The sequence below is a fragment of the Microcoleus sp. B4-C2 genome, assembly GCF_036705265.1.
In the GTDB taxonomy this organism is placed as follows: Bacteria; Cyanobacteriota; Cyanobacteriia; order Cyanobacteriales; family Microcoleaceae; genus Microcoleus.
Genome location: NZ_JAUBUB010000013.1, coordinates 13,499 through 30,108, shown reverse-complemented (window position 1 = coordinate 30,108; position 16,610 = coordinate 13,499). Strand labels below are relative to the sequence as shown.

Here is a 16,610-nt window from a genome sequence, read left to right as displayed (position 1 = left end):
TCCCACCCTCTCCCTCCGCACCCGGTTCTCTAGCGGGCAATTCCTAGAGAAGGTTGTGACTTGTCCTCAGTGTTGCAAAATCCTCGACAGAGATTTAAACGCTGCACTGAAGCCTTGGAAAATGCCGCGACTCTCGCGGTTTAAGCTTGTGGACTGGTGGTGGCCTACTTCTCTAGGAGAACCCCGCAAAAATCCCCAATTGTCAAGCAAATGTTAGTGAAGTTATAGACGGCATTCCTAATCTCCATGCTGCGAATCATTACTCAGTGGGTTGAGGCACAAGCTGAACTGCGACGGATCTGCGATCGCACCCATGACGAACTTGTTGTTCACAAAGAAGCCACCGTGCGCGAGGTGCTGCAAGCTGTAAGGCGCAGAGGCGATCAGGCTGTGCTGCACTACACTGCTGAATTTGACCGCATGACCCTAAATGTGGAAGATTTACGGGTGAGTGGCGCCGAATTGGATGCTGCTTATCAGCAGGTGTCTAAAGAATTATTAAATGCAATCCGCACAGCTTGCAAACAGGTAGAGGCGTTTCACCGACAGCGCGTACCCAAGTCTTGGGTGCAGTTTGGTGATGACGAGATTGTTTTGGGCAAGCGCTACACGCCGGTCGATCGAGCGGGAATCTACATTCCTGGCGGTCAGGCGTCCTATCCGAGTTCGGTGATCATGAATGCGGTTCCTGCGAAGGTCGCCAAGGTGCCGAGACTGGTGATGTGTACTCCCCCCGGACAGGAGAAGAAAATGAATCCTGCGGTGCTGGTAGCGGCTCAGGAAGCGGGAGTTGATGAGATTTATCGAGTCGGCGGGGCGCAGGCGATCGCAGCTTTAGCCTACGGTACGGAAACTATTCCGAAGGTGGATTTAATTACTGGGCCGGGGAATATTTACGTCACCCTGGCTAAAAAACTGGTTTACGGGACTGTGGGGATCGATTCTCTGGCTGGCCCGTCGGAAGTGCTGATTATTGCGGATGGTTCGGCGAATCCTGTCCACGTCGCTGCGGATATGTTGGCTCAAGCTGAGCACGATTCGATGGCGTCGGCAATTTTGCTGACGGCGGATTCGGTGCTGGCTAGGAAGGTGGTGGCTGAGGTAGACAGACAGTTGGCAAATCACCCGCGCCGAACTTTAACAGAAAAGGCGATCGCCAACTATGGCTTAGTCGTAGTAGTTGACTCGCTCAAAGCGGCGGCGGAACTCTCTAACGAGTTTGCGCCCGAACACTTGGAATTGCAAGTTGCAGATCCTTGGGCTTTGCTCGAGCAAATTCGCCACGCTGGGGCGATTTTCTTGGGATGCTCGACGCCGGAAGCTGTAGGTGATTATTTGGCTGGCCCGAATCACACTTTGCCGACTTCTGGGGCTCCGCGCTATGCGTCGCCGCTGGGTGTCGAAACTTTTATGAAGCATTCGAGTTTGATTCAATATTCGCCGGCTGCACTTAAGAAGGTGAGTAGGGCGATTAATGTTTTGGCCGAAGCAGAGGGGCTTCCTTCTCACGCTGATTCGGTGCGGCTGCGGACTGAAAATGAGGGAAAGGGTGAGTTTTAGATGGTAAATTTGAGATGGGCGATCGGCAAAATACATAGGTAGTCAAAAGCGAGTGAAATGCAATGAAAGGAAGCAATTCTCTTGCGATTATGGTAGCTTTACATTCTGTGACAATCGACCCAGTTGATTTGCACCTACTTACTTACGCACTGAGGGTTTAAGAAACCCGGTTTCTTCAAGAATCTTGCTGAAAAGACGCAATTATGTTAAGAAACCGGGTTTATGGGTAGGTAATAATTATGTTGGTGGGAAGCGCGAAATTGTGGACAGTAGGCGAGAATCATCGAAAAATTTAAAGTCTAAATATCGGAAATTTAAAGGTGCATGGTATTGAATACTGTTTTGGTAGCGATCGACAATTCAGAGCTTGCAGAACGGGTTTTGCAAGTTGTAGGACAATTTCAGCTAGAATCGACGGCCAAGGTGATTCTAGTTCATGTTGTGAGTTCTGGTAGGTCGGATTTTGACGCGGTTGTCGATCGACCTCACGCTCAGGGAGATGAGATTGCTTACCGAGAGGTAGAGAAGTTGCTGCAATCTTATCAGGAAAAGTTGCCTTGCCAGAGTGAATTGGAAATTGTATCGGGACAACCTGCAGAAGAAATTGTCCGTTTGGCTCATATCTATAAGGCGGATTTAATTGCGATCGGCTGTCGGGGTTTGACTGGTTTAAAGCGAATTTTGGAGGGTTCGGTGAGTGCTGAAGTTGTGGCTGAGGCTCCTTGTTCGGTGTTGGTGGTGCGGGCGAAGTAAGTAGGCTGGTAAATGCGATCGGGAGCATCTCAGTTTTGCATTTACAGTGCGAGCGGGGACGCTCGCACTACAATAAAAAAAATGCTTTTTACAAAACTGAGATGCTCCCATGCGATCGACTATTGCATTTACATAAACCAAGATAGCTATTAATACCAAATCCGGGTATCGTACCCCCTTGATGTTTATTGACACTCCCCTGCCTGAAGGCGAGGGGATTCTTGGTTCTGCGACATACCTTAAAACTATCTATCCTTGCGGCAGTGTTTAAACCAGGTATCCGTTCAAAAGAACCAAATATCGAGCTTAATTTAGATAGCCTCGCGAGGGTTTGTCTCCCCAAGCTTTCGAGAATTGCTTCTCTTGTTTCTGTGGGGCACACAGTACATTTTAGAAATAAAAAGTTTAGTCTCTGATTTTGGCTTACATTAGTTAGCCCAGCTATGTTTTTCGTGGTTTTCGCCACCCACTAACCATTATTGTTTTCCGACCAGTCGTTTGAGCGTGGTGTCTCTTATGTATCGGCGGTTATTCTACCTGTAGTATAGTTATTGTACTCTACAATGAACACAATGCAAGAATGTTCAAGAAAACACTTAACAAAAGTTGATAATTAATTAAAGCCGTCCTAGAAGGACGGGGCTTTAGACCCAATTTCTTGGTAACCCAGATTTGGTATAATATCATTGGTTAGTTGAATGTAAAAATTAACGACCTATCAAATATATGCTTTTTGTCAATTTACAGACCAACTAATAAATAAAAAACTTCCAGTAAGCCATCGCTTTTAACCGCAGAGTAACGGGGCTACAAAAAGAGCGATTCACGATCGGGATAGCTCCGCTTCAGGCTCCTTTGATGAATTGATATTATGATAGACTCGAACCAATGGCTAAGCATTATCATCTATGCCTACAACTGCGAATTGTCTAAAAATTCCTCTGCGCGGTGTTCTGGTTGTTCCATTTGTTCTACAAATCTTTACAGCAGTGAGCTTAACAGGTTGGCTTTCCTTACGCAATGGACAAAAAGCGGTTAACGATGTGGCTGCTCAACTTCGTCAGGAACTAATAGCACGCATTGAAGGAGAACTCAAGCAATATATCAACAAACCTCATGATATCAATCGTGTGAATTCAGCCGCTTTTGCACAGGGCCACATGGACATGGTGAATGGCCGCAACGCTAAGCAATTTTTAACCCAAGTGCAGATATCCCCTTTTGTTTTTTCATCCTATTGTGGCGATGCTCAAGGATATTATCTGGGTGCGACTCGTCGAGAGTCAAAAATCGCGATGACTGCGAGTAATCAAGAAACAAACTATAATTTTTATTTTTATGAAATGAATAATTGGGGCGATCGGCAAAAATTCCTAGAAAAGGTAAACGCCCCTTACGATCCTCGCCAACGCCCCTGGTATCTTTCTGCTGTGAAAGCAGGGAGGCCTACTTGGAGCAATATTTTTGTGAATATTGTCAACAATGGTAAGCCTGCAATTACTGCCAGCGAACCTGTCTATGACTCAGAAGGTAAACTTCTGGGTGTCTGTGCCACTCTTGTTGTCCTCTCAGAAAATTTAAGGGAATTTCTGGGAAGTTTGTCTATTGGTAAAACAGGTAAGGCTTTTGTGATGGAGCGATCGGGTTCAATGATTTCTAGTTCCACAACAGAGCCACTAATCAAAGGACAAGGTAAAGCTCAGAAAATGATTGACGCCGTGGAAAGTAGGGAACCATTTGTGCGGGAGACAGCCAAATATTTGCTGAAATATTTTGGTAACTTTGACCAAATTCATAAATCAGAACAGTTAGAATTTACCCTCAAAAGTGAGCGGCAGTTTGTTCAGTTGCTACCGCTGAATGATGGTAGAGGCATCGATTGGCTAATTGTACTCGTCGTGCCTGAATCTGATTTTATGGAGCAAATAAATTATAATAGAAATACGACGATTATCCTTTGTCTGTTATCACTGGTAATCGCAACAGGATTAGCAATTATCACTTCACAATGGATAGCTAAACCTATTCGGCGATTGAGTCAAGCCAGTCAGGCGATCGCCAGTGGAAATTTCGAGCAAAATGTTCCCGACACTCTCGTAGAGGAATTGGTAACTTTATCAGTATCTTTTAATCAAATGAGTCACGAATTAAAGAACTCTTACCACACCCTTGAACAAAAAGTAGAAGAACGCACTCAAGAACTACGGGAGACTCAAGCCCAACTCATCCAAAGTGAGAAAATGTCATCTCTGGGGCAACTGGTAGCCGGGATTGCCCATGAAGTGAATAATCCCGCGAATTTTATTCACGGTAATTTATCTCATCTTAGCCAATATACCCAAGATTTACTAGAGCTAGTACAGCTTTATCAAAAGTATTATCCCCAGCCGGTATCGGAGATTCAAGCCAAGTCGGAAGATATTGAGATCGAATTTTTGAGCGAAGACTTATCAAAACTGCTCAACTCTATGAAAGTAGGTTCAGAACGTATCCGCGATATTGTTAAATCTCTACGGAATTTTTCTCGATTGGACGAAGCAGATTTCAAAGCTGTCGATATCCATGAAGGCATTGAAAGCACCCTGATGATTCTGCAAAATCGTCTCAAGCCCAGACACACACATCCAGAGATTGAAGTGATCAAAGAGTACGGTAATCTGCCACCGATCGAATGTTATGCAGGACAGCTTAACCAGGTATTTATGAATATTCTGACAAATGCTCTGGATGCTTTAGATGAGCATCGGGTGGAGAAAAAGACAATTCGGATTAGTACGAGTCTGTATAACTCAGAATTGGTCAGAATTTGTATTGCTGATAATGGGTGTGGCATCACAGAGGAAGTCAAAAAACGGCTATTCGACCCATTCTTTACAACCAAACCGGTAGGAAAAGGTACGGGAATGGGGATGTCTATAAGTTATCAAATTGTGATCCAAAAGCATAAAGGGAAACTGTGGTGTACATCAGAACCCGGAGAAAGAACAGAGTTTTGGATCGAAATTCCCCTAACTCAAAGTGTTATTTAGTTGAGGATATTCGCGAACTGTGGTATTATCTTGCCGAACCCATGAATCCGGTCTATCGATTTTAGATTTTAGATTTTAGATTTTAGATTTTAGATTGAAGCATGGACCCCACGGATAAATTCGGGGGCAAGTTTATCGGATAAGCTGTCGCGCATTTAAATTGTAGGTTCAGGGCGGGCGGGACGCTAGGGCCCCTACTCCCCACAATAGTTTGATTATTTTTTGACATACAATTTAAATGCAGAACAGCTTACAGGTTTTTTATTTCTCCACGGATGAATCCGGGGGCTTGTATCCTGGATGCTTTCGGTCACTTCAAAGCTGTGGAACATTCAATTTTGATTTTTGATGACCCGTTTCCCGATATCACCGAACCATGCGGGCGAGATGAGGGGGAAAACCGCATAACCGCTGCAATCGGTAGAGTAGATATTAACCCTATTGCAGCAATCCCTTACTGTGCAAATTCTCCTCGATGTGCCACATTTCCTTCATATCCTCACCCGCAACTATCCCGTAAATTTCCGTGTAGATTTTCCCGTATTTAACCTTCTCTAAAGCTGACAGGATTATCAAGTCCTTGCGATCGAGTTCTGGTTTCAGCGTGACAAGAATCGACTCCAAAGTCCCATCCATTCGCCAATCACTGGAATATTTAGCCACCTCCTTTCCCCGCCCCAGTAAGGTATGGCGCTGTAAGCAAAGCGGAGTCGAGCCATTAACTCGGAAATTGGCATCAATAGCATACAACAGTCCCTCCGAGTCTTCCAGCACGTCGAAGCCAATAACGCCGAAATAACCCTGTTGATGAGCATATTTACCAATAGCGGCAATCATCTCAAAAAACCTACTCATGTCGGTTTCGCGGTAGTGAATCAGTCCCCCTAAATAGTTGCCCTCTGGAGTGACAAGTTGGCCGGTAGTGCCGATAAGCGTGATATTTCCCGTTTTGCTTACATAAAACTGCACGCAATAGTTCTGCACTTCATTCTTGACGAATTCCGAGACAATAATCGTATCCAGCAACTTAATATCGAGATATTTCCTCACTTCCTGCAAGCAGTAGTTCATATCGCTGGCGCTTTTGATAATATAAGTGCCTTCTCCAGAAAGTCCGTGAGATGTTTTAATCAAGTAGGGGAATTGCTCTGGTAACTGAATGCTTTCGAGATTGACTTCGTGCAGATTGTAGGTTTCGTATTTCGGACATTGCACGCCTAATTCTGCTAGCGTTGCTTTGCTGAGTAAGTGGTAGTGGATGTCGGGATGAACGGCGTGTTTTTCGGGTTTGAGATTGTCGAAGGGAAATAGAGTCAGGAGTTTGTCAAAGCGATCGCTCATGCTGATATCTTCGAGATAAGTTGAGCAGTCTATCATCTCCATACTGCTGTTACTGAAGCCCAAATGCTCCCGCCAATAGTCAATCAGCGACTTCGGCGGCTCATTAATTACAATCCCTGGGATGGCATCACCTAACACTGCCAGATTTTTCCAAGGTTCCTTCTGACCAATCTTGTCGAAAGAAGTTTTGGTGGCTTCACTGCTGCCGTCTTGAATAAAGTATTTTTTCCTGTTGGGATAAGCAGCCCAACTGGCGGTGGCAGGGTAATTTAGGATGAACGCATAACGTGCATCTGTGATGTCTGGAGCAAACAAATCGGAAAGAGAATTACCCTGAAAGTAAGGAAAGTCGTATGTTGAGTTCATAGAAACATCCCAGTCGAGTTTGAATTGAACTGTTTTCCTAGCTATTAAGTAGCTCGACATAATTAAAAGTAGGGTGGGCAAGGCCCGCCCTACAAATTGACAAAGTGTTTATCGATCAATACTTCGGACTGTTTTTGATTACCAACCGTAGAATAAGGGTTTCAAGCCTCGAAGGCAATGGAACTACCAACTGACATCATGTCCGGTCGAGCGACCGCGATTTTTGTAGGGGTGGGTTCACCAACAATACCTGCCCATAATTGACAATCTCAAAAACCCACCCCGACCGGGATATTAATTGATGTCAAGCTACTTAATAACTAGGAAACAAGATATTAGTTGCGGAATTTTAACTCTCTCCAACTAGAGAGAATGCAGCCTCAATAATTTCAACGATGGACGAGTTGTTTTTTCTTAGTGAACACAGCCACCTTGTCCATTTCTGAGGTTCTATAAGCACAAGCCATGTCCGTTGAATTATGCGCCCAGCCAACCCGCCCTTGAGGGTCTATGATGACGCACCCAGCTTCTCCTGCCACCTTAGATGCCAGAGTCTCAATGGCCATCTGCGCGGCTTCGTCTGGGTGCTTGCCGGACGCTAGAATGTCGATCGCCCTCTTAGCTAGAACTACTGGCATAATGGACTCGCCATCGCCTGTGGTCGAGCAACCGCCCTGTTCATTTTCAGCAAACAAGCCTGAGCCAATAATGGCGCTGTCGCCGACGCGACCGGCGGGCTTATTCATAGTGCCGCCTGTTGAGGTACCGGCAACTAAGGTGCCACTACTATCCAAAGCTACACAACCAACGGTATTGGGGCGGTCAAGAACTTCTTTTTCCTCCTCCCACTCTTCCTGTTGCTCATCCGCGATTAAGTCTTCTTTTGTACACATCTCGGCTCCACTTTCTGCAGCAAAATGTTCTGCATGATCCGCTACTAAGAACATGGGTTTTTTATCCATAATCTTTCGCGCCACTGAGATGGGATGGCGCACGCCTTGAACATTTGCGATCGCTCCCCAAGCTAAGGAACGGCCTTCCATGATCGCTGCGTCTAGCTCTACCTCTCCCTGGTTGTTGAGAACCGATCCAAAGCCTGCGTTAAATGTCTGATCAGCTTCCAGAACCCGGATAGCTGCCTCAACAGCTTCTGCTGCGGTACCCCCCCTTGTGAGCACTGCCCAACCAGCTTCTGCTGCTGCGGTACAGCCTGCATTGTTGGCTGCAACTTTCTCTTCTGTGATGGTTTTTGCTCCACCGTGGACAATAATGCTTATTACCATAAATTTCCTTTTTTACCTTAATAAATACTTAAAAATTCCTTAAATCAATAAATTTTTAAGTAGTTTTTTATCCCTCATAGTTTTATAGATTAGCGGTGTTTAATTTAGGCTTCTTCTATCTTCAGATGTAATTAGTTTTGCCGCTCTTTGTGTTCCTCCTGACCTAGGTATTTAATAATTTTTAATAAAAATTTGGCAAAATTATGTCAATAGTGTGAGCAAATTTGGCTTCGATTTAGTTAAGAAGTTTTAAATATTTAGGGAGTAAAGATGGGGTAAAACTTAAGGCGATGCGCTACACATTAACAGGCAAAATGGGTAAACCTGAAGAATGAGACTTTGCTGAGAGGGTGACAAGAGAGCTAGACCGATTGCTGTAAAAGGGATAGAGCATTTAGTCCTTGGCGAAAGTTCTGAGCTTTATGGGGCTTTAGGGCTATCAGTGCTAACATCTGATCTCGCCATAAAACTAGGGACTGACTCCAAGCACAACCAGATAATCCGAGGCCAAAAATACTGTGATGGGGAAAATTATTAGGGGTTTTTTCCGAGCGATCGAGCTAAGCTACGAAGTGGTTATATTGGAACTCCTTCCCGGCGATAGTCGCTAGCAAGTAAGCAGAAGTAATCTACAAAAATAAAGCTAAAAATTTGGTGAGACTTCCGCAATTTGGTTCCGAATACTAGCATCTATTTTTACGATTTTATAAATATTATTTTTATGCTAAATCGCGCTTGCCAAAGTTCATAATTTTGCTTAAACGTTGCCAGTAAATTCAGTCAATTTTAAGCTTTTAACTACTATTTTTAATGATAGTATTTTCAATAATCTTCTAATTTAAATCGATAAATATATGCAGATATGTGAATGGTTACATTTTTGAATAAATGAGATTATTTCGATTTAAATTATTGTTTTGTAAAAAGCTGGCTAGACTGGTCAGAAGTCGCGACAGAAACACTCTTTTCTTGATTCAAAGCTAGGTCTTAACCCTTAGTCTATCGATTTTAGATTTTAGATTTTAGATTTTAGATTTTAGATTGAAGCATGGACCCCACGGATAAATTCGGGGGCAAGTTTATCGGATAAGCTGTCGCGCATTTAAATTGTAGGTTCAGGGCGGGCGGGACGCTAGGGCCCCTACTCCCCACAATAGTTTGATTATTTTTTGACATACAATTTAAATGCAGAACAGCTTACAGGTTTTTTATTTCTCCACGGATGAATCCGGGGGCTTGTATCCTGGATGCTTTCGGTCATGAGACAGTTGGAGAGCTTCCCGCTATGAAACTCTAGGTCTCCGGTTACTACGACAGGATAAGGATTTTGAAGTGTCAAAATCGGGATCATTACCAGTTTTTTTCAGGGAAATAACTCCTCGACAATTTCGACATTCACTGCCAATATATTGGCAAAGCATGACCACGAATTTCAAAGGTGGTATCAAGCCCCCGGATTTATCCGTGGAATCAATCCAAAATCGAAAATCGAAAATCCTCAAGAAAGAGCATTTATCTCGCGCAAGTCAATTCTAAAATCTAAAATCTAAAATCGATTGACTCCCAAAAATTATCGTGACTATCAGCAGATTTCGATCTCGCCATTGAGTTCTGTTGAGAGCAAATTATACATATTTTTTAGTTTTTAAGGTTAATTATGAACTGTTTCTCCGTTGTGCTATATTAAATCTTTGGTCTCTAAATTCAGACTTTAAAGCCGCTTGGGTTATAGGAAACCACAGCCACTGCGTCGAAAGCTGGGGGAGATTAAGAAATAGCTGGAGACTTCGGACGCGACTATTGTATTGAATCGGTTGTGGAAAAATGTTAGCTCATCTCGATCATCGGAGTTGTCGATGGCTTTGAAGCATCTGAACTAATAGTTCTAAGATGGGTGGTTGACTCTCGCTCAAGTGGATGCTTAATAACTTTTGGTATAATGTCTTTAGCATTTTTTGTGGGGTCGTTCCAAAAGTCACCCGCTTTTTTATGACTTCTCCATTATCTCAAACAATTGCCCCCTCTGGGTTTTCCCTCGGTTCTCACCTCTCAGGCTTGGGATAGGAAATTATTTGTTTATGAATCAAATTAAACGTGTTGCCATAGTGGGAGGAACCCACGGAAACGAACTCACAGGAATTTACCTCGTGAAGAAATTCGATCGCGCGCCAGAGTTAATTGGGCGATCGACTTTTGAAACTATCACCCTGCTAGCCAATCCCAAAGCTTGCGAAATCGGGACACGCTACATCGATATAGACCTCAACCGCTGCTTTAGAAAGCAAGATTTAGAAAATCCCCATCTCTCCAGCTATGAAGCCCAGCGGGCGAAAGAAATCTACGGCATTTTTAGCTCAAAAAACACTCATCATCCCAACGTAATTATCGATTTGCACAGCACCACATCCAACATGGGGCTAACATTTATTCTCGCCAGCCATCATCCATTTAACCTGCAACTAGCAGCTTATTTAACCTCTGTGTATCCCCGCATCAAGGTACTCACTTCTACAACCAAGAATCATGATAGTCCTGTGCTGCGCTCGCTTTCGGAATTAGGCGGGACGCTGGAAGTTGGTGCAGTGCCACAAAGCGTATTAGATGCGTCTTTATTTCAGGAAACTGAGCAAGTTGTCGGTACGATATTAGACTGCGTAGAAGCCTACAATCAAGGCACAGTGCCTGCGGTCAAGAATCCCCTGACTATTTATCACACCATCAAGGCGATCGACTATCCCAGAAACGAGAACAGAGAAATTCAGGCAATGATTCATCCTCATCTACAATCCAGAGATTATCAATCCCTAAATCCCGGCGAACCGATGTTTTTGACCTTTGATGGTAAGTCGGTCTTGTATGAAGGTAAATCAACCGTATATCCCATTTTCATTAACGAGGCTGCTTACTACGAAAAAGGAATTGCCATGTGTTTTACCCAGAAGCAAATAGTCAGTTTTGAGTAGAAAATTTCAAATTATTTTTGAAATTTTTCCTGTGACAAAAACTCCTCTTTAGAAGCCCTAGTAAAAGAACGCAATTCCTTCCATATTTCCAAAGTGATAATACAGGTAATTAGCCACACCAAACCAGCAGTATAACCAGCAATAACATCGGTAGGCCAATGAACTCCTAGGTAAAGCCGGCTCAAACCAATAGCAGCAATTAATACAACGGTCAAACTGTAAATAGACCAGCGCTGCTTGGGAAATCGTACACCCAAAAAATATCCTAGCAAACCGTAAATAACCATTGAAATCATTGCATGACCGCTAGGAAAACTGTAAAATGTGACATTAACAACACGCTCCCAAAGTTGAGGTCGATCGCGGGCAAAAAGTTTTTTTAATAGTAAATTTAAACCGATCGCTCCACCACCCGCGAGCGCAATAGTTGCAGATTCAGATCGGTGATTGCGCGCTAGCAAAATAATACCCAACGTCAGACAAATCACTAGCAGCAACTTCGGTTCGCCCAAAAAGGTAAATCCCAGCATTATTTGATCGCGCAAGGGAGTGTGCAATTGCCTCAGAGCGAGTAAAATAGAGGTATCGAAAGCGTAACTTTCTTTTTCCAACACCTCTTCGGCAATAGTGGCAAATCCCCACATCGCCAAAGCCGCAACCGCAAGCCCGGCCAGCCGAATTATCGAAATGAGCGATCGAATTTTAGAACCCATTCTTGAACTAATTAAAATTTTAAAATTTCTAACTCAAAATAATACAACAAAGATAGGAAACGAAAACGCCTTACCCATCGTCTAGATTCTTGAGCAACTCTATTCTGAATGATTAATTGATTTTTCACTACCCACCTCAGCTTTTACATCCAATCGGCGAATGACTATACTCTCCACAAAATACATTTCTGCAATTTTGTTGACCTTGGGGTTGACAAGTCTTTCTAGCTGTGCTACTAACAGCGGAGTAAGTGCCCCGATCGCCGAAGCCAACACGATCGCCCAGCGTCTCGTTTCTTCCGCAGTCGCCCAAAAGCCCAACAACCCGCAATTCGGTCAGCCGATCGACTGTACCCTAGGCAAAGACTGTTTTGTAATGCTGTATTTCGATCGAGAACCCGGCCCCACCGCCGTCGATTTTGGCTGCGGGCGCCAAACCTACGACGGCCACGACGGCACAGACTTTGCCATTCCCGACGCCAAAGCAATGGCAAAAGGAGTTCCAGTTATTGCCTCCGCAGCAGGCAAAGTTTTGCGAGCACGAGATGGTGTGGTCGATCGGCGTTTACAAAACGAGACAGAAAAAGCCAATCTCGCAGGCACAGAATGCGGCAACGGCATGGTAATTGACCACGGCGGTGGTTGGGAAGCCCAATACTGCCACCTCCGCCAAGGCAGCGTTGCCGTCAAACCGGGTACGCAGGTAGAAAAAGGCACTGTTTTGGGCATGGTGGGAAACTCTGGGATGGCATCTTTCCCCCACGTACACGTAACTTATCGCTATCAAGGCAAAGCCGTAGATCCCTTTGTCGGGCCCGACGCGAAGGTAGGCTGCAACATCGCCCGCAATCCCATTTGGGACAAGCCTCTAGACTATATTTCCACAGGTTTAATTCGGGCTGGTTTTGCCAATAAGCCACCCGATATTAACGCTGTCTGGGAAGGACAATTTTCAGAGACTCAACTCCCTGTAAACAGTCCAGCTTTGTTGTTTTGGGTGCAAAGTTACGGAGTGCTCAAGGGCGATCGGGAACAGTACAAATTATTTGCACCCAACGGCACAACCATCGCCGATCAGACCAATGAAATTAAAGCCCCCAGCCGTACTTGGTTGGGTTATGTCGGCAAAAGAAACAGTACAAATTCTCCTCTGATTCCGGGAGTTTGGCGGGCCGAATACCGGTTGATGCGAGGCGATCGAGTTTTGGCAGAAGTCAAGCGAGAAGTAGAGTTGCGTTAGTTAGTTGACTGTTGACTGTTGACTGTTGACTGTTGGCAGTATTTAATCCGTGTAGCCGTGTCAAAATCACTCTCTTCCCTCTTCCTTCTTCCTTCTTCCCTCTTCCTTCTTCCTTCTTCCTTCTTCCTTCTTCCTTCCAAAGATTATTTCAGCAGCCAGCCAAATAATTCTCCGACACTCAACCGCAGTTCGCTAGCGAAGGAAGGCACAGGTAGCAGCATTTCGGGTTCATCAAATACTGCTGTCTGTTGCTGGGGAACATAAACAAAAACGCATTGTTCGTCGGGATCGATCAGCCAGCCCATTTGAGTTTGATGATTTAAGCAGTGCAGAATATTTTTAGTAACTTTAGTTTGACTTTGGTCAGGCGACAAAATCTCAATTGTCCAATCAGGAGCTATGGGAAAGACATTAGCAATTTCGCCGTTATCATCGGCGGGAATTCTGTTCCAGACAAATACTGAAACATCAGGCACTGTTGACCTTCCGCCAAAGGTACACCGGAGTTCTGGAAATGCTCGTGCAACTTTTTTGGGTTTTAATATAGCGTTAATGAAAATAATTAGTTCACATTGAGTCGCACTGTGTTTCCCCTGTGGCATTGGCTTCTGAATAATTTGATTATCAATGTATTCGCTGGCAGGTTTGGTTTCGGGTAGTTGGAGAAACTCTTCTAAAGTTAAGGATTTTAATCTTGTTTGTACCATTTTAAGTTCACCTCTAATGAAGTAGATCTTTTAGCAGCAGTCTAGTAATCAGGCAAATTGTTCCAAGCTTGAGCCACAATGTCGCTCAGCCATAGCCTCTGAGCAAAATCGAGCAGATTGTCGTCGGCTAGTACCTCAGCCTTCAATTCATCCAAAGACTGAGATCGCGATCGAGCTATTTGAATCACACCCGCGATCGCCGACGCCACCAATTCTTCATTCAGCGGCTGCTGCCGCAAAGCAATCATTTCTTGAGGATTCGTAGGAATGGGATAATTCATAAGAGTGCATACCGAAGGGAGTAGATGTTCAGCCGCTGTGGGGCTTCCGGCGAATCAGCTAAAAATCTGAGAACACTGTAAACTTATTTAAAACTAAATAAGTATTCGGGAGTATAGCCTACTTTGCTCCCTTGTCAACTCCCCCATCTTTATTAATTTATTCAGAATTGAGAGCCCAATCATGCAAGAAATTCTTTATCTAGAAGTTCCGACACCGGATACAGCAGCAGTCTGCACTTGGTTGCAGCACGAATTCGATCCCGGAATCGGAGAAAAAATTATTACTGCTGACGGCTTTCGCTTGCTTTCACCAGCCACAACAGCCGAGGTTCAGAAGTCTGGAACTCAAAATGGCAATCCAAAACCCGCCTTGGCTGACACCAATTCAGGAAACCAAAATTGGCGATCGACAGAACTTTCCACCTTTGTCTGGTCACTGCAGCGCACAACTTATTTAAAAGTCTTTCGTCTAGAAGAGGCGCCTGCGGGAGAAAAAAAGTTCCTGGAAGCTCTGAATCTTGCTGTAAGAAACAAGTTTCCCGATCGCTACCGGGAACCCCCTGTCATAGACCTCTCCAAGCAGTCAATTTTTGAGGCTCTTGCCCCCTATTACCCCTTGACCGTCAAATACTTCCAAAAAATGCCTAATGGCGAATATGACCTCAAGCGCGTCTACTGGTGGGAACAGCGTTGGCGCGAAGGCACTCGCAATCCTCAAACGCCAAAACAAGTAGTGTTTTTGAAGGAAGAGGGAAGAGGGAAGAGGGAAGAAGGAAGAGGGAAGAAGGAAGAGGGAACAGGGAAGAAGGAAGAAGACACGACTTTGGTATCTGATTCTGGCGATACTTTTTACGACTTAATTTATATTGGCGGGGCCTTGGGAGTGATTCACGCCGCAGTCATGGCGAGATTGGGCTACCGGGTGCTGCTAGTTGAACGAATGCCTTTCGGACGGATGAATCGCGAGTGGAATATTTCGCGGGATGAAATTCAAAGCTTAATTGATTTGGGTTTATTCACTGCTGCAGAAATCGAAACTTTGATTGCCAGAGAATACAAAGATGGCTACAACAAGTTTTTTGATGCTAACAATCCGCCCGTGGCTAAAGCGCCAGTTCTGCACACACCAAAGGTACTCAATGTAGCTTTGGACGGAGAGAAATTGCTGAATTTAGCGGGACTTAAGCTAACAGAAGCTGGTGGAGAAATTTGGGATGAAACTGAGTTTCTTAGAGCAGATGTTGCAGCAGAAAAAGTAGTAGTTAAGGGCCACCACTTGCCGACAAAAGCCGATCGCACTGCATTAGGACGGCTGCTGGTGGATGCAATGGGGTCGGCTTCTCCCATCGCTTGGCAATTGAACGAAGGGCGGACTTTTGACAGCGTTTGTCCGACAGTGGGAGCAGTCATCGACGGAGGATTTGAGCCGGGAATATGGGATTCCGATTACGGGGATGTACTCCACACTCACGGGGACATTTCCCGCGGACGCCAGCTCATTTGGGAGTTGTTTCCCGGCGCCGGCACAGAACTGACAGTTTATCTATTTCACTACCACCAAGTACATCCAGAGAACCCCGGTTCTTTGCTGGAAATGTACGAGGATTTTTTCGCAATTTTGCCGGAATACCGCCGCTGCGATGTCGATAAATTGGTTTGGAAAAAACCGACCTTTGGTTATATTCCGGGGCATTTTAGCAGCAACAGCAGCGATCGCTCCGTGGCGATCGATCGCCTAGTCTCGATCGGCGACGCAGCATCCTTGCAATCTCCCCTCGTTTTCACAGGCTTCGGCTCTCTTGTCCGCAATCTTTTCCGCTTAACAGACCTTTTGGATACAGCATTAAAGCACAATTTGTTGACGGCAAATCACTTAAACCAAATTCGCGCCTACCAGAGCAATATTTCAGTAACTTGGCTATTTTCTAAAGGCATGATGGTTCCTACCGGCAGCAGTTTGCCACCCCAAAGAATTAATTCAATGCTCAATACCTTTTTCGGTATTTTGGCAGCACAAAAACTCGCCGTAGCCGAAACTTTTATTAAAGACAGAACCGACTGGCTAACTTTCAATCGACTGGCGATCGAAGCAGCCGGAAAAAATCCTTCTCTCCTCTTGTGGATTTTAGATTTTGTCACCTTGGGGGATATTTGGCGCTGGCTGGGAAGTTACTTGAATTTTACTCTGCTGGCTTTGGCCAGTTTGCTATTCGGATGGCTTCCCAGCTTCGCCCGCAAGGTACAGCCTTGGTTGGAGCCCCGGTATCCTGCTGTTTGGCTGTGGCTGTTGGCTACCAGCTATGCTCTCACCTATGGCATGGGAAAGGGGAGAAAAGAGTGTTGAGTTTTGAGTGTTGACTCAAAACTAGCAACT

General features: G+C 44.8%; 11 protein-coding genes and 2 pseudogenes. 6 read left to right on the top strand and 7 right to left on the bottom strand.

Features of this window, described 5'->3' with window-relative positions; genetic code table 11:
• Nucleotides 1-246: 246 nt before the first annotated feature.
• The 3 genes from hisD (at nucleotide 247) to QUB20_RS06990 (ending at nucleotide 5,342) form a co-directional block, all read left to right on the top strand.
• Nucleotides 247-1,560, top strand: a complete 1,314-nt coding sequence (gene hisD, locus QUB20_RS07000) for a histidinol dehydrogenase (RefSeq protein ID WP_333244500.1) — start codon at nucleotides 247-249, stop codon at nucleotides 1,558-1,560.
• A 324-nt stretch (nucleotides 1,561-1,884) separates the two neighbouring features.
• Entirely contained in the window at nucleotides 1,885-2,313 is a 429-nt protein-coding gene (locus QUB20_RS06995) for a universal stress protein (RefSeq protein ID WP_333054823.1), read from the top strand.
• Nucleotides 2,314-3,302: 989 nt separating this feature from the next.
• Nucleotides 3,303-5,342, top strand: coding sequence for an ATP-binding protein (locus QUB20_RS06990; RefSeq protein ID WP_333291262.1), 2,040 nt, complete (start codon nucleotides 3,303-3,305; stop codon nucleotides 5,340-5,342).
• Nucleotides 5,343-5,780: 438 nt separating this feature from the next.
• Here the strand turns inward: QUB20_RS06990 and QUB20_RS06985 are convergent, their stop codons facing one another.
• The 4 genes and pseudogenes from QUB20_RS06985 to QUB20_RS06975 form a co-directional block, all read right to left on the bottom strand.
• Complete coding sequence (locus tag QUB20_RS06985) at nucleotides 5,781-7,049, bottom strand: carbamoylphosphate synthase large subunit (protein ID WP_333244493.1); 1,269 nt, start codon at nucleotides 7,047-7,049, stop codon at nucleotides 5,781-5,783.
• 389 nt (nucleotides 7,050-7,438) lie between these two features.
• Nucleotides 7,439-8,332 (bottom strand): isoaspartyl peptidase/L-asparaginase family protein, encoded by an 894-nt coding sequence (locus tag QUB20_RS06980; RefSeq protein ID WP_333244490.1) that lies wholly within the window; start codon nucleotides 8,330-8,332, stop codon nucleotides 7,439-7,441.
• A 362-nt stretch (nucleotides 8,333-8,694) separates the two neighbouring features.
• Nucleotides 8,695-8,988: pseudogene (locus QUB20_RS28635) on the bottom strand (IS4 family transposase); the annotation flags it as partial.
• An 894-nt stretch (nucleotides 8,989-9,882) separates the two neighbouring features.
• Nucleotides 9,883-10,284 (bottom strand): annotated as a pseudogene (locus QUB20_RS06975) (IS4 family transposase); the annotation flags it as partial.
• Between the two features lie 126 nt (nucleotides 10,285-10,410).
• Here QUB20_RS06975 and QUB20_RS06970 point away from each other — a divergent pair.
• Nucleotides 10,411-11,295 (top strand): aspartoacylase, encoded by an 885-nt coding sequence (locus QUB20_RS06970; RefSeq protein ID WP_333244487.1) that lies wholly within the window; start codon nucleotides 10,411-10,413, stop codon nucleotides 11,293-11,295.
• An 11-nt stretch (nucleotides 11,296-11,306) separates the two neighbouring features.
• Here the strand turns inward: QUB20_RS06970 and QUB20_RS06965 are convergent, their stop codons facing one another.
• Nucleotides 11,307-12,008, bottom strand: a complete 702-nt coding sequence (locus QUB20_RS06965) for a phosphatase PAP2 family protein (RefSeq protein ID WP_333244484.1) — start codon at nucleotides 12,006-12,008, stop codon at nucleotides 11,307-11,309.
• A 160-nt stretch (nucleotides 12,009-12,168) separates the two neighbouring features.
• Between QUB20_RS06965 and QUB20_RS06960 the strand changes: the two genes are divergently transcribed.
• Nucleotides 12,169-13,248, top strand: coding sequence for a M23 family metallopeptidase (locus QUB20_RS06960; RefSeq protein WP_333244481.1), 1,080 nt, complete (start codon nucleotides 12,169-12,171; stop codon nucleotides 13,246-13,248).
• A 143-nt stretch (nucleotides 13,249-13,391) separates the two neighbouring features.
• On the opposite strand, the gene QUB20_RS06955 is transcribed toward QUB20_RS06960, so the two are convergent.
• The gene (locus QUB20_RS06955) at nucleotides 13,392-13,955 is read right to left on the bottom strand and encodes a Uma2 family endonuclease (RefSeq protein ID WP_333244478.1); all 564 of its coding nucleotides are present in this window, start codon (nucleotides 13,953-13,955) and stop codon (nucleotides 13,392-13,394) included.
• A gap of 41 nt (nucleotides 13,956-13,996) precedes the next feature.
• A complete protein-coding gene (locus tag QUB20_RS06950; RefSeq protein ID WP_333057703.1) occupies nucleotides 13,997-14,236 on the bottom strand; it encodes a hypothetical protein in 240 nt (79 codons plus the stop codon).
• A gap of 181 nt (nucleotides 14,237-14,417) precedes the next feature.
• Here QUB20_RS06950 and QUB20_RS06945 point away from each other — a divergent pair, with 181 nt between their 5' ends.
• Complete coding sequence (locus QUB20_RS06945) at nucleotides 14,418-16,580, top strand: flavin-dependent dehydrogenase (RefSeq protein WP_333244475.1); 2,163 nt, start codon at nucleotides 14,418-14,420, stop codon at nucleotides 16,578-16,580.
• Nucleotides 16,581-16,610: the final 30 nt, after the last annotated feature.

Excerpts from the sequence above, each read along its gene's own strand:
- hisD (WP_333244500.1), top strand. The coding sequence starts at position 247 with ATGCTGCGAATCATTACTCAGTGGGTTGAGGCACAAGCTGAACTGCGA.
- QUB20_RS06995 (WP_333054823.1), top strand. The coding sequence starts at position 1,885 with ATGGTATTGAATACTGTTTTGGTAGCGATCGACAATTCAGAGCTTGCA.
- QUB20_RS06985 (WP_333244493.1), bottom strand. The coding sequence starts at position 7,049 with ATGAACTCAACATACGACTTTCCTTACTTTCAGGGTAATTCTCTTTCC.
- QUB20_RS06980 (WP_333244490.1), bottom strand. The coding sequence starts at position 8,332 with ATGGTAATAAGCATTATTGTCCACGGTGGAGCAAAAACCATCACAGAA.
- QUB20_RS06970 (WP_333244487.1), top strand. The coding sequence starts at position 10,411 with ATGAATCAAATTAAACGTGTTGCCATAGTGGGAGGAACCCACGGAAAC.
- QUB20_RS06965 (WP_333244484.1), bottom strand. The coding sequence starts at position 12,008 with ATGGGTTCTAAAATTCGATCGCTCATTTCGATAATTCGGCTGGCCGGG.
- QUB20_RS06960 (WP_333244481.1), top strand. The coding sequence starts at position 12,169 with ATGACTATACTCTCCACAAAATACATTTCTGCAATTTTGTTGACCTTG.
- QUB20_RS06955 (WP_333244478.1), bottom strand. The coding sequence starts at position 13,955 with ATGGTACAAACAAGATTAAAATCCTTAACTTTAGAAGAGTTTCTCCAA.
- QUB20_RS06950 (WP_333057703.1), bottom strand. The coding sequence starts at position 14,236 with ATGAATTATCCCATTCCTACGAATCCTCAAGAAATGATTGCTTTGCGG.
- QUB20_RS06945 (WP_333244475.1), top strand. The coding sequence starts at position 14,418 with ATGCAAGAAATTCTTTATCTAGAAGTTCCGACACCGGATACAGCAGCA.